Origin of the sequence: Desulfosarcina widdelii, from assembly GCF_009688965.1 — a bacterium.
GTDB lineage: Bacteria > Desulfobacterota > Desulfobacteria > Desulfobacterales > Desulfosarcinaceae > Desulfosarcina > Desulfosarcina widdelii.
In genome coordinates this window covers 5,327,949-5,341,933 of record NZ_AP021875.1, presented here as the reverse complement: position 1 = coordinate 5,341,933, position 13,985 = coordinate 5,327,949, and the positions used below count along the sequence as shown (strand labels likewise).

Below are 13,985 nucleotides of genomic sequence, written 5' to 3'. Positions count from 1 at the left end.
GGGCACGCAGACGGTTTGGTCAACCTTCAAGTGCCCGGGAACAAAGCAGATGCGGTACCCTGTGAACACTTACCGGCAGCCGCGGCCAGGAAAGTGCGCAGAAGCCTTCGGGCGACAGTTAAGCCTCCAATGCGTTTTTCGTTCAATGGTGGAACAGCAACATCAACGCCCAAACAGAAAAGGATCCAACCGTTGAAACCGTCAACCAATCCACGAGTTCGTGAACATTTTTTGATCCAGAGAACCGAATTGGCGAAATTCGGATTCGCGGGCATGTTCGCTATCATCCTGCTGATCCTGACCATCGGCTGCTCGGAGAAAATCGAGCCGGGCAATACGGTGCGGCCGGCCGGCCCTGCCGTTTCGGTACCGGTAATACAAGTGCAGGAAAAGGTTCAACCCGTTTTCTACGACGCCGTGGGCACGGTGAAAGCCCGGCTGTCGGCCACAGTTTCCAGCAAACTGATGGGCGTGATCCAGTCCTTCAATGTCAAGGAAGGCGACGCGGTGAAGCAGGGCGATCTTCTGGTGGTACTGGACGAGCGTCAGGTCGCCGCTCAGCTTAATCAGGCCCGGGCAGCCCTGTCCGAAGCGCAGAAAGCCGAAGCTGGCGCCTTGTCGGCGCAGACGGCGGCCGAAGCGGGTGCCCAGCGGGCGCGATTGTCTTACGAACGCAACCGTACCATGCTGGAAGGCCACGCCATCACCCAGGAAGCGTTCGAAACCGTCGAGGCTCAATACAAGCAGGCCCAGGCTGCCCTCAAGCAGGCCCAGGCCATGGTGGAAGCAGCCCGATATCGGATCAAACAGGCACAGGCCGCAGTGGACGCCGCGGCCGTGGCCCGCAAAGATGCCCGTGTCCTGGCTCCTTTTGACGGCAGGGTAACCGCCAAACTGGCCGATTCGGGTGCGCTGGCCGCACCGGGCACCCCTTTGTTGACGCTGGAGCGTGAGGGGGGCTTCCGGGTGGACCTGGTGGTTCCCGAAACATACATCCAGTCGGTCCGCACAGGCCAGCCGGTGGAGGTCCGGATTCCAGCGGCCGGCAGCGCGTCAATCGCCGGCACGGTAGACGTGATCGTTCCATCGGCCGATCAGGGCAGCCGGAGCTTCATCGTCCAGGTGGGCGTCTCCGGTGTCGAGGCCCTGCGATCGGGCATGTTCGCACGGGTATCCCTGACCATCGGGCAGCAGCAGTCCATCCGCATTCCGGATGCCGCCGTGGTTCGGGAAGGGCAGTTGACCGGTGTCTTCATCGTAGATGAAAAGAACACTGCCCGATTCCGGCTGATCCGAACCGGCCGGACCTACGGGGACCAGGTCGAAGTCATCTCGGGAATCAAGGACGGCACCCGGCTGATAGCCGCTCCCACACCAGAATTGACCAATGGATCCGCCGTGGAGCCTGAAAAATGAGCAATGCATATGGTCCTGCCGGAAAAATCGCCGGATATTTCATCCAGTCCAAGCTGACCCCGTTGATCATTGTGGCCTCGGTTTTGCTCGGCATGGCCGCCGTGGTGGCCCTGCCCAGGGAGGAGGAGCCCCAGATCGTCGTACCCATGATCGACATCTTCGTACAGATGCCCGGTTCCGATGCCGCCGAGGTGGAACAGCGGGTAACCCGGCCCATGGAGAAGCTGTTATGGGAGATCCCCGGTGTGGAATACATCTACACCACCAGCATGCCAGGCATGGCCATGGCCATCGTACGCTTCTATGTCGGCCAGAACGAGGAAGAGGCCATCGTGCGGCTGCAGTCCAAGCTCATGGCCAACATGGACCGCATTCCCTGCTGCATCACCCCTCCCCTGGTCAAACCGCGATACATCAACGATGTGCCCATCCTGGCATTGACGCTCTGGAGCAATGAAGTCGAGCCCTATCTGCTGCGCCGGGTGGCGGCGGAAGTCGAGGATCAGGTCAAGCGGGAACCCAATGTCTCCATCACCTCACTCATCGGTGGAGAAAGCCGGCGCGTGGAGGTCCAGTTGGATCCAGTCCGCATGGCCGGATACGGCCTCGACCCGGTGGCCGTTTCCCGTCTGGTATTTGCCGCCAACCAGGCGGCCGACGCCGGCAGCTATCCTTCACCCGAAGGCCAGATCATCGTTCATATCGGCGGATTTTTGCAGACGCCCGAAGATGTCAGGAACGTGGTGGTGGCGGCCCACCAGGGGCGCCCGGTCTATCTGGGAGATGTAGCCACCATTTCCGATGGCCCGCCGCTGCCGGACAACTATGTCTTTTTCGGCACCGGACCGGCGGCAGGAGAAAAAGGCATTTCCTCAACCGAGGCAGCCAAGGCCCCCTATCCGGCGGTCACCCTGACGCTGGCCAAACGCAAGGGCACCAACGCCATCAGCGTCGCGGAAAAGGTGCTGGAGCGCGTAGAGACTCTCAAGGGCAAGGTCATTCCGGATAACATCCACGTCACGGTTACCCGCCACTACGGGGAAACCGCCAAGGAGAAGAGCGACGAACTGCTGCTGCACATGATGATCGCCATCGTCTCGGTGACCATCCTTATCTGGTTCACGCTGGGCCATCGCGAATCCGGTGTGGTGGCGTTTGCCATACCGGTAACGCTGGCGCTGACCATGGCCATCTTCTACCTGTACGGCTATACGCTCAACCGCATCACCCTGTTCGCCCTGATTTTTTCCATCGGTATTTTGGTCGATGACGCCATCGTGGTGGTGGAGAACATCGTCCGCCACCTCCGCCTGCCGGAAAACAAGGATCGCCCGCGCACCCGGGTCGCCGTGGAAGCCGTGGACGAAGTCGGCAACCCCACGATTTTGGCCACCTTAACGGTCATTGCCGCCATTTTGCCCATGGCCTTTGTCGGTGGACTGATGGGGCCCTACATGCGTCCCATACCGGTGGGGGCGTCGGCGGCCATGGTGTTCTCGCTTATCGTGGCCTTCATCGTCACCCCTTGGGCCGCCTACCGCCTGCTGAAACGCAATGGCCACGGCGGCGGGCATGGCGACCACGCCTCCGAGGATTGGGCCACGCGGTTGTACCGCAACGTCATGGACCATCTGCTGCACAATCCGCGCTGGCGCTGGTCCTTTCTCATCGGAGTCGCCGTATTGCTGTTGGGCGCCTGCGCCATGGTGGGCGTGGGATTGGTTAAGGTCAAAATGCTTCCGTTTGACAACAAAAGCGAGTTCCAGGTGATTCTGGACATGCCTGACTATGCCACCCTCGAAGACACGGCGGCGGCCGCTTTCGAAATGAGTGACTATCTGGCTACGGTCAACGAAGTCGTGGATTACCAGATCCATGTGGGCACCGCAGGTCCCTTCAATTTCAACGGCCTGGTGCGCCATTACTACCTGCGGCGTTCGCCCAACCTGGCCGACATCCAGGTGAATCTGGCCGGCAAACATCATCGCAAGCAGCAGAGCCACGACATCGCCAAACGCGTACGCCCACCGCTGCAGGCCATTGCCGAGCGCTACGGCGCCCGGCTGAAAGTGGCCGAAGTGCCTCCCGGACCGCCGGTTCTTTCAACCCTGGTGGCCGAGGTGTACGGCCCCGACTACCAGCGCCAGCGCGAGCTGGCCAAACAAATCCGTGACATCTTCGAGCAGACCGAAGGAGTCGTCGACGTGGACTGGTACATGGAGGAAGACCAGCCCCGCTACCAGATCACCGTGGACCAGGAAAAGGCGGCCCTTCACGGCATCAGCGTGGCCCACATCACCCAGACCCTGCAGACCGCGCTTTCCGGCTCCCAAGCCGGGCTGCTGCACCAATCGCAGGAAAAAGAGGATGTGGCCATTGTGCTGCAGCCGCCCTTGGCCCAGCGGGCCAGCCTGGACCAGCTCAAGGCCATCAACGTGAGCGCGGCCGACGGCCGATTGGTGGCCCTGTCCGACCTGGTCACTGTCCGGGAAACGCCGGTGGACCGCAGCATCTACCATAAAAATCTCATGCCCGTGGTTTATGTGATCGCCGATGTCGCCGGCGCCAAGGAGAGCCCGGTTTACGCCATCCTGGAAATGCGCAAGAAAATCGACGCCCTCACGCTGCCAGAAGGATACCGCATCGCCCAGCACACGGCGGCGCTGCCCGAAAGCGATCAGCGCTTTGCCATGAAATGGGACGGCGAGTGGCACATTACCTACGAAGTATTCAGGGATCTGGGGATCGCCTTTGCCGTTGTGCTGGTGCTGATCTTCGTACTGGTGGTGGGATGGTTCCAGTCTTTTTCCACACCGCTGGTCATCATGGCCGCCATCCCCTTTTCATTGATCGGTATTTTACCGGCCCATTGGGCCATGGGAGCGTTTTTCACGGCCACATCAATGATCGGCTTTATTGCCGGCGCCGGCATCGTCGTGAGAAATTCCATCATCCTTGTGGACTTCATCGAACTGCGCCTGTCGGAAGGAGCTCCGCTGGACCAGGCCGTCATCGATGCCGGAGCGGTGCGCTTCCGCCCCATGATGCTTACGGCCGCCGCCGTTGTGGTGGGTGCTTCGGTGATCCTTTTCGATCCCATTTTTCAGGGACTGGCCATATCCCTGATGGCCGGAGAAGTGGCATCGCTGCTCTTTTCACGCATGACGGTGCCCATCCTCTATTTTCTGGACAAGCGCTGGGAATTTGCCCATGGACACGGGCCGACCGCCAAAGGGAAGGATGCTGAACCAGCGGAAGAACAATAGGCGTGTCTGCACGCGGCAGGCGACGGAATTGTGAACGGGATGGGAAAAGCAGGGCCGATTACAGTAGCGTCTACATCGGCCGGTCATTCTCGCTGTCGCCAAGGGATTCCAGCTTGGCCACCTGAACGGCGCCGCCATTTTCAATGGCCTCCGCCAGGGGATCCTCTTCGCCGGAATCCTGGTTTTTCGAATCGACGAGCTGCAGCTTCTCATTTTTAGGCTGACCGGTCTGAAACAGCGTGAACTCATCCGAAGGCTCGACCAACAGCCCCGTCGGCGCTTCCGGAACCTGCATTCGGTAGGGCTGGTCGATGGTAACCATATCAGATTCGTTGCCGTCCCGATCAACGGCCGTCACACCGAACATCACGGGGTCATCCGAAAAAATGACGTCATCGGGAAGAATGATTTCAGTTGCATTGCCGATCTTTATATATTTGGAGTCGTAGCCGACCTCGGTCCCTCTGGACCAGTACAGCTTGTAGCCGACGACATTCTCGGAGGCCGAAGCCTCCCAGCACAATTTGCACTTTCGAATCTTAGCCATCAGATTGCCCTTTTCTCCGGCTCCTACCCATATTGTTGAAATTATTACGAAGCCGTCAATGTTAGAATCCCACGACCGTATCCAGATTCCTGGCCATATCCACATAAATCGCATCCTCAAGGTCGGCGCCGGATAAAATCGCCCCATCGAGGTCGGCATTTTTAAAATTGACCCGCTTGAGATTAGCGCCACTCAAATCGGCGGATTTCAAAATCGCATTGGAGAAATTGGAATCCACGAGGTTGAGGTTGGACAAATCGGATCCGGTCAGATCGCAATCCGAGAAATTGCTGCCGTATAAAACCACCTTATTGAAATTCAGCTTCGACAATCGTGCCCCTGTCAGATTGGCGTTGTTCATGTTTACGTCGGTCAACGTCGCTGTATTCAAGTTCACACCGCGAACATCACAATCGACAAGGGTGACGTTTTTGATGGATGCCCCGGAAAGGTTGGCATTGCGCAGGTCGGTGTCCAGCAGCTTGGTTCCCCGAATGTTAACGTTGGAAAGATCCGAATTGGCCAGTTTGGCCTGGATCAATACAGCCTGCTCCAGATTGGCGCCTTTGAGCACAGCGTTCGTCATTTCAGCATAGGACAGATCTGTCTGGAGAAAATTGCAATCGGACAGGTTGGCGTTGTTGAATGCGAATTCTCTCAGGTACATCCTGGAGAAATCGACACCCTGCAGATCGACGTTGTTGAACGCAACACCTGTGAATTCGACATCTTTAAACTCGCAATGGGACATGTTGGCATGTTCGATGGTTGCATTTCTCAGATTCACATCTTTAAACCTGGCATTGGAAAAATTGGTGTGAACCATGAATGCGTCCACAAAGGAGACGCCGGCAAATGTTTTGCCGGAAAGATCCAGACCGCTCAAGTTTTTCCTGTCGAAGTTCTTGGTTGTTCTAAGGATCCGGTCCACGTCTTTGCTGTCCATGGGCTCGTTACCGATCCTCGGGTTAAGATCGAAATGCTTTCTATAATATGCAGCCCAGGTGAACTTGTCGACGATCACAATAAGGGAATGGGAGGCGTCGTGCCCCTTGTCGTCTTTGAGGGTTGCCTTGATGGTATGCATGCCCGGAGACAATTCGCTGTATGTGAAATCCCGGGTATTACCGATTTCACCGTTCAGATTGGATGTCCACACGACCTGTTGACCATTCAGGCCTTCATCGCCGACATCGGCAGCGAAACGGATCTGCTCGCCTTGCAGGTAAGTGTCCTCATTGAGCGGACTCAAAATGAAAATGCTCAACGGTTTCGATGAGCCCTCGGACTCTTCCGTTTCCGTTTCCTCGCCATGCATGCATCCGAACGTAAAGAGCAACGGCAACATAAATCCGACAATAAGCAGCCACTTTCTCCGATTTTTCCCGAAAACCATGACGCTTCCCTTTGCATTATGGATTGACAGCAATGGATCAATGGTCTCGCAAGCCATGGCCAAAATTGTGCCACTTGTTTGAACTGGCACCGTGGACCGACTTTATAGTACCTGCCAACAGGACCGATATCAAATACAAAAACCGAATTCGAATTTTCGGCCGGGCCGCATGGGTAATTCTCAATCGCCGCCCAACTATCCATTTTCACAGGGACAATGCCATCTTTGTGCCAGATCCGGCTTAATCCATGAAACCGCTTGCCCGTAAAGGATTTATCAATGTTCACCTCTGCCGGGCCGTCAGGTTGGGCGATCCGGATCACCATACCGGGACGGTTTTTGTCCCCCGGATTGACAAAGATTGTCAGAACCGGTCGGCATGCAACGGGTTGCGATGTTCATTGGATTCGGATAGGGTAATCAAATATCGGAGTTCCGGGCTATCTTCGCAACCTGCACCGAAAGGAAAAAGATCTATGACCTCAACGCTCTTGCCGGAAAAAGTGAAACGAGCCGCCGAAGTGATCTGTCGGCAGGGAATGGTCCAGTTCCCGGTTACCGAAACCGCTGTTGCCATCATCCAGCGCGTTGTGGGCGATGCGGAGGGAGAACTGGACCTGGTTTACGCCTTTCGTGAAAAACCGTCTCAAACCCTGGATCAACTGATCGAATCCAGTGGACTGCCGGAAGAAAAAATCACCCGTCTGACCGAAAGCCTGGCCCAAAAAGGGCTCGTGTTCAACCAGCCCAGTTCCAGCGGGCTTATGATCTACCGGCTCCTGCCGTTGATGATGGTCGGCCTGATGGAGTACCGCTTCATGGGACCGCTGACCGGCAGCGATGAGGAAAAGGAGCTTGCCGTCCTGTTCGAAACGCTGCTGTCCGAACTCAGGGATCAGACCCAGCATCATTACGATGCTCTGGTCCCTTTGTTCAAGGCCGCGCCTTCGGTCGACCGCACCGTTCCGGGCGGCAGCACAGCCGATGGCAAAAAGATTTGCATCGTTCCGGTCGAAAAATCCCTGGGTTCCGCCGAGGAAACAATTCTTCCCAGCCAGACCGTCGAAGCGATCATCGATAAATTCGACGATATCGCCGTGGGACATTGCTTCTGCCGTCAGCGGAGGAGTCTTCTGGGAGAACCGTGCGAAACGGATGCGCCAGTCTGGAATTGTTTTTCTTTCGGAAAGTCTGCGCGGCATACCAGCGCCCAGGGCTTTGCCAAAAAAGTCACCCGTGAGGAAGCCCTGCAGATCATGAAAGAGGCGGAAAATGCCGGCCTGATCCATAAAGCCTTTCACCCGGGATCACGGGAAGACAGCCCGGAAACCAGCATCTGCAACTGCTGCAAGGACTGTTGCGACACCTTGCGTCTCTGGCGGGACGGGACCCTGCCAATGATCAATTCCACCTGCTATCTTTCCTTGATCGATACCGAAGCCTGCACCGGCTGTGGCACCTGCGTATCGTGGTGCCCCACGGATGCCATCGCGCTCGATGATGACGGGGTAGCGCGCCGGGAAGAAAATTCCTGTCTCGGCTGCGGGGTCTGCGCCCGCTTCTGTCCTGAAGAGGCCATCTCCCTCAAGGAGGGCTTGCGCAGGGTCTTTATCATGCCCCCGCGACTGCGCAACGGTTAGCGGTCGATTTCAAGCGGCCGTTGCCCCTGACGCACACGTTCACGAGGTTAGAATGCCCAGTGTGCCACAACTGCCTGATCAGTAAGCGTTTACAGGGTGCCGCTGATGTGAGGCGCCGGGCACGCAGACGGTTTGGTCAACCTTCAGGTGCCCGGTAACAAAGCAGATACGGTACCCTGTGAACGCTTACCCCCTGACTGCGGCGCCCCTACTCCAGACCCTGCATCTGCATCACGAACCGTTCGTTGCCATCCGCATCGATCTGTTTTGTCCCATGGATGACCAGGCTGGCCAAATCGTCACCAATGGTTAGTGATGCGTGGGGTCCTGTGACGGTTGTACCGGAATATACGCTGCCGCTGACCTTCACAACGGCGCCTTGCTGATGCGTGGCCTTATGGGCAATGAGTTCCGCCAAGCTTTCCTCCAAAAGGATGATTTCCTTCTTCCCGTTTTCGATTTCCTCGTGTTTCTGAAAAACACGTGAGGACAATTTTTCCATGTCGTTTTCGATGGATTGAAAATGGGCTTCGATTCGTTCCTTTTCCGAATTCAGGTTGTCGATGACCCGGCGTATTTTATGGGCGTCGGATTCCCGGCTGCCCGATTCCAGCATCCCGAGCTGATTCTCCATGGCTTCGATTCTATCGACATGAAGCGACAGCGTTTTCGAAAGCTCGGTTTTTTCGATATCCATGGACTGGAGGGTTTCCTCCAAATCCTCGACTTCCCTTGAAAGCAGGTCCAGTTCCTTTTTCTGGAGTTCCAGGTTGTTTTTCGTATATCGGATCTGCCGCTTGGCCCGCTGATCGATTCCTACGAAAAGGATGCTCGGTTTGGAGCCTTTCCGGCCGAGGTTGCCGGCAACAACCCCGTCCCTGGCGCTGATCCGGGAAAAAATGATCGTGCCGTCTTCGATCAGACATCGACCGCTGGATTCGATAGTCGATTCCATGATCTCTTTTTGCACCACCAGGTCGCCTCCCACCCGGATCTGCGATTTGCGAATCTGGGGAACCTGGAGGCTGCCCTTGCACTTGACGGTTGATTCATAAATCCCTCCAGTGACAACCATATCGCCGGCAACCGTGATCTCGGCTTCATGGATATCGTCCACCCGCAGGCTCTTGCAGTTTACACGATAGCCTTTATGAATCGAGCCGCCGACTTCCACGTGACCGTCGAAATCGATGTGGCCGGTTTCCAGGCCCACATCTCCCTCGACCACGAGCGCCTCCACCAGGGACAATTTGTTGTCCGAAAAAAAGACCATCCCGTTGATCCTGGCCATGTACTGGTCGCCTTCCTCGGACAGCGCCACGCCTTTGCCGCATTTGGGGAGGGCCGATTTTTCCGTTGGCGGCACAATTTCGTTGCCGAAAACATCCATTCCGCTGGTACCGGGCCGACTCGGGGTGATTTCAGCCAGCACCTCGCCGGGTCTGGCCTGGGGTAGTCTACCCCGGTTTTTCCAATCGATGGAGCCATCCTCGCGGGTGGTGCCGACACCCAGCGGTGTGGTGGAAAAATAAAAGCGAACCTCTGGCGGTTTCTCGGAAACAGGCGGCGTCCCCCGGGCAATGGCAAAATCCCGTGAAGGTATCGTCCCCGAGTTGAGAAATGCCTGGATTTCACTCTCCGCGATCAGGCCGAAACCGATGCCTTGGGCCTCAATGAAGGCAAGTAGCTCTTTCAATACAATACTGTTTGCGTTCTTTGCATCGATTCGCACAGTCGCTTCCAGGCGATCGTCGGAGACCTTCAGGGTCACGATTTCTTCAATATCCTGTTCGTCGCTCGAATTTACAGATGACGGCGAGTCTGCCTGCGATTGGCGGTGGGATGCCTGCCGCCGGGTCTCCATGCGATACATGTTGATGATGGCATCGCGCTGGGCCTCCGTCATGATCCCCAACTGAATCATGATTCGTCCAATGGGAACATGAACCTTCGTTTTGTCCATTATTTCGGATTGTTTGCGCAATGCCTGCTTCACCTGGGCGACGGTGACGAGTTCATTCTTGATGGCACCGACACAAAACTGCTGGTCATATAGATGCAGCTGTCGGCCCAGTTTGGACAGGTACGCCGACAGAGAAACGTCCGAATCGGAATCTTCACAGGGTAATAGGGAAGACAACAACCCGTCACCGGCATCGAGACAGCTTCGAAGATCGCGCAGATACCCGATCGTCGCGATCTCAATCTCCTTTTCAAAAACGATGGAAGCATTCATCCGGACCGGAACGAGCGTGCCGTCTTTGTTGACCACGTTTACCAGATAATCGGCCAGTTTCCCGGAACCGCCGTATCCGTCGGACCGAAGTTTGGCCATCACTTCGTAAGCGCCGCCTTCAAGGTAAAGGTCCCTGATGTTTAAAGCGGACAGCGCCTCCTCGACACCATGGCCAAAAATATCGGAAGCGGCGTCATTGAAAATCAACAGGCGGCCCGTCTTGTCAGCGGCAATGATGCCGTCGACGGAACTGTTGATCAGCTTTGACAGCAGAGAAATACTGACGCCACAGTCGCTTCTGTCAGAAGGTTTTCCTGAGAAGATCGTCTTGAAAGGCTTGCTGCGATGCCCCTTTTCGAGGGCATCCTCGAGTGTTTTGATCTTTTCTTTCAACCGATCGATATCTTCGGAGGTTTTCATCGGCTATCCTGTAACGCATCCGGTCTGCATCCGATGGTCGATCCTGTTCCCCATCTTATTTCAATATCGTCAGGTTCTTGAAATAATTAAGAACATTCTATGCAGAGACAAACAAGACAAGCCTATAATCAACGCTTTTGCTGTAGACTTTTCGGAGGGGCGTCAATCCGGTCCGTCCGGAAGGAAAAGCGGCCGGTGGACCAATCTAGCAGATAGTGATGCAGCGTCTTCTCGATCACCGGGAAGGCGATTTCATCCCAGGGGATCTCGGCTTCGGCCACAAGCTTCACTTCCGAACTCTCCCGGGTGGGATGAAAATCAGGCGCCTGCAGACGGCAGCGGTACATCATATAAATCTGGTGAATATAAACGATGTCCACCATCAGATAGGGGGCCAGATCGGTGACCCGGGAGCCGGTTTCTTCGAAGGTTTCCCGCCGGGCACCGGCAGCCACGGTCTCGTCGTTCTCCAGAAAACCGGCCGGCAGGGTCCAGAACCCCTTTCGCGGCTCGATATTCCGTCTACACATGAGGATGCGCTCCTCCCAAATGGGGATACACCCCACCACGAGTTTTGGGTTCTGGTAGTGAACGGTGCCACAGGCAGGGCATACATAGCGCGGGCGGTCATCATCGGGGGGAACGGTCAAGGCAACCGGACCACCGCACTGGGAACAGTAGTTCATAAGGTCATATCTCCAAAAGGCTCACCGAGATGGCGCCGCCGAAGCAGACATCCACATCGCTGCCCGGCGCGCGGGGACGGTCATGGATGACACCCTCATAGCGGTATCTTCCGCGATCCTCGACGTATCGATATCTGTGGGGATGTTTGTCCAGCGGACAGAAATGGTGGGGCAGGCTGTCCTCTGCCCGAATGGGGCTGGGAAGATTGACGCTCAAAAAATGGCCCGGCGCCAGGGGTGGGGTAAGCAGAGCAGGCAGGCACCGGATCAACTGGGCCCGGGCGGCCGTCCAATCGACGCTGCATCCGGCGGCAATGTACTGGGAAACGGCAACGGCACGGACACCAAGGATGGCGGCTTCCCGGGCGGCCGCCACGGTACCCGACTGATAAACGTCACTGCCCAGGTTGGCCCCCGGGTTGATGCCTGCCATGATCCAGTCGACATCCGGAACAAGCGCTTTAATGGACAGGCGACTGCAATCCGCCGGCGTGGCATGAACGACATAGATGTTTTCCGACGGCTGATCGACGAGAATCGGTTCGCGCACGGTCACCTGGTGTCCCCCGTAGGATTGTGATGTCGCCGGGGCAACAACGGTGACATCCCCAAAGTGGGCTGCCACTTCCACCAGCGCCGACAGGCCGGGATGATCATAACCGTCATCATTGGTCACGACAATCTTCATTGTAAAATCCGATCCGAATATCGATGGTTGCCAGCAAAGTCCGGATCATACCAGTCCGAAGCCAGAATGCAACCCCGGCTTAAGACCTGATCCAATACCACTGGTCGTTCGGCTATGATTCAACGTTCTCGGGAGGGGAGATGGCCGAAAATCTTTGCCACCGGCGAAGAAGGGGACCGGCGGTCAACTCGCCAATGCCGTTTTGGGCGAAGAAGGCATGGATGTCGGCAACGTTTCCCTGCCGCCAGAGCGCTGCTTTCAACCACTCGGCCATATCGGGTTGCAGACACCCGTTTTCCCCGAAACGGTCGACACAATAGTCGTTCAGCACCGCTTCGCCCAGCCACCCCAGCAGGTAGTCCGCACAGTAAAATTCGGGTACCAGGTCGAACAGGTGGCTCTCCGGCTGGTGGTAAAAACCGGTATGGCGAGCCATGGCGTCGGCGTATGGACGCCCGTCTTCAATGTTTCCGTTGGCGAACATTTCGTATTCACACCTGAACTTGGCTGCGTAGCGGCGAAAAACGGAAAGGTCCTTCAATTGCCGGTAGTAGCCGATGGTTTCGACGGTGGTTTCCGGCAGCCCCATGACCGAAGTCAACACTGGCTTGGACAGGGCCATACGCTGCAGGAAAAAGGCGTACGTCTCGGAAAGGTTGAAAGCCGTGGCCAGTTCGCGGCTGACCGCACTCAGCACCGGATCGGTATAAACGGCCGACAATCCGTGTCCCAGTTCGTGCCAGAGCGTTTCCACGTCAATCCACCCGCCCTCGGGCCGCATGAGGATATACACTTCGTCGGGAATGGTTACCATGACGGTGATGGCTTGAGCGCTCTTGCCTGCCGCAGGGCGAATGTCCAGATGAAGGCCGGGATATCCGGATAGGTCCATGTTCCATCGCTGAAAAAAGATCAGGGTCTCTTCTGGAGAAGCAATCGGACAGAGCCGGTCCCATTGGCTCAGGCTCAACAGATAAATGGCATCGAAACGACTGAGGTTCTCCAGGGGCAAATCGAAGCGGTCGCGGCTCCAGGCTTCCATGGCATCTTTGTAAAAATCGTGCGTCTGATCGAGGAGCTGTCCGGCCAGACGGTAGAGGCGGTGGTAATCGATGCCCTTTTTGGCGCTGCAATAGTCGATGTAGTTGTCAAACCCCAATTCTTCGGTCAGGTTGTCCAGCAGGACATGCCAGTAGTTTACGGCAAAGGGTTTGAGGAGCTTGCACAGCGGTCCGGTTTCCTGTTGGAGCTTCTGGCGTTGGGCCAGGGTGCTGGACTTCTGGCACCAGGGGATCACTTCACCGAAATAGATCTTCTCGCCGTCCACGTGGGCTGCGGCGCCCCGGCTCCAGGCCTGCATTTCCGTTTCGTGAGGCATCAGTTTGCGCTGCAGGTAGTGGTCGATGAGCCCGTGGCGAATCCGGGTGCGGGCGTCGGCATCCCGGATTTCCGACGTTTGAAAAATCGTATCGCGGGTGAGGATCTGTTCGAATCCGTCGTAAATGTCCTCGGGATTCGTTGCGGGTCGATCACCACGCCAGAGGGACAGTGCCCGTCTGGCCCAGCGAATGTTGAGTTCCCGGACAGCTGCGATCAGCCGATCCGCCTCATTTCGGAATCTTCCCCGGACCATTGGATCTTCACCAAAGCTCTTGTTGCCTGTTCGGCCATATGCTAAACGAAAATAGTG

9 protein-coding genes are annotated in these 13,985 nt (G+C 56.6%); 3 read left to right on the top strand and 6 right to left on the bottom strand.

The features are described 5' to 3' along the window. Positions 1-273 precede the first annotated feature (273 nt). Both GN111_RS24530 and GN111_RS24525 read left to right on the top strand, forming a co-directional pair. Positions 274-1,416, top strand: a complete 1,143-nt coding sequence (locus tag GN111_RS24530) for an efflux RND transporter periplasmic adaptor subunit (protein WP_170302446.1) — start codon at positions 274-276, stop codon at positions 1,414-1,416. Further along, complete coding sequence (locus GN111_RS24525; protein WP_155306277.1) at positions 1,413-4,682, top strand: efflux RND transporter permease subunit; 3,270 nt, start codon at positions 1,413-1,415, stop codon at positions 4,680-4,682. The genes GN111_RS24530 and GN111_RS24525 overlap by 4 nt, the downstream gene beginning before the upstream one ends. A gap of 70 nt (positions 4,683-4,752) precedes the next feature. Here GN111_RS24525 and GN111_RS24520 read toward each other — a convergent pair whose 3' ends face one another. Then, positions 4,753-5,229, bottom strand: coding sequence for a hypothetical protein (locus GN111_RS24520; protein ID WP_155306276.1), 477 nt, complete (start codon positions 5,227-5,229; stop codon positions 4,753-4,755). A gap of 61 nt (positions 5,230-5,290) precedes the next feature. Further along, positions 5,291-6,625, bottom strand: a complete 1,335-nt coding sequence (locus tag GN111_RS24515; protein ID WP_170302445.1) for a pentapeptide repeat-containing protein — start codon at positions 6,623-6,625, stop codon at positions 5,291-5,293. 476 nt (positions 6,626-7,101) lie between these two features. On the opposite strand from GN111_RS24515, the gene GN111_RS24510 reads away from it, so the two are divergent. Next, positions 7,102-8,265 (top strand): 4Fe-4S binding protein, encoded by a 1,164-nt coding sequence (locus tag GN111_RS24510; RefSeq protein ID WP_170302444.1) that lies wholly within the window; start codon positions 7,102-7,104, stop codon positions 8,263-8,265. 208 nt (positions 8,266-8,473) lie between these two features. Here GN111_RS24510 and GN111_RS24505 read toward each other — a convergent pair whose 3' ends face one another. The 4 genes from GN111_RS24505 to GN111_RS24490 all read right to left on the bottom strand — a co-directional run bounded on the left by GN111_RS24505 (position 8,474) and on the right by GN111_RS24490 (position 13,928). Next, positions 8,474-10,921 carry a FapA family protein gene (locus GN111_RS24505; RefSeq protein WP_155306273.1) on the bottom strand — a complete coding sequence of 816 codons (2,448 nt, stop codon included), beginning with the start codon at positions 10,919-10,921 and terminating at the stop codon, positions 8,474-8,476. A 128-nt stretch (positions 10,922-11,049) separates the two neighbouring features. After that, positions 11,050-11,607, bottom strand: coding sequence for an NUDIX hydrolase (locus tag GN111_RS24500; RefSeq protein ID WP_155306272.1), 558 nt, complete (start codon positions 11,605-11,607; stop codon positions 11,050-11,052). Positions 11,608-11,611: 4 nt separating this feature from the next. Further along, the gene (gene surE, locus GN111_RS24495; protein ID WP_155306271.1) at positions 11,612-12,295 is read right to left on the bottom strand and encodes a 5'/3'-nucleotidase SurE; all 684 of its coding nucleotides are present in this window, start codon (positions 12,293-12,295) and stop codon (positions 11,612-11,614) included. Positions 12,296-12,407: 112 nt separating this feature from the next. Beyond that, on the bottom strand, positions 12,408-13,928 hold the full coding sequence (locus GN111_RS24490; RefSeq protein ID WP_155306270.1) for a hypothetical protein: 1,521 nt from the start codon (positions 13,926-13,928) through the stop codon (positions 12,408-12,410). Between the last annotated feature and the right edge of the window lie 57 nt (positions 13,929-13,985).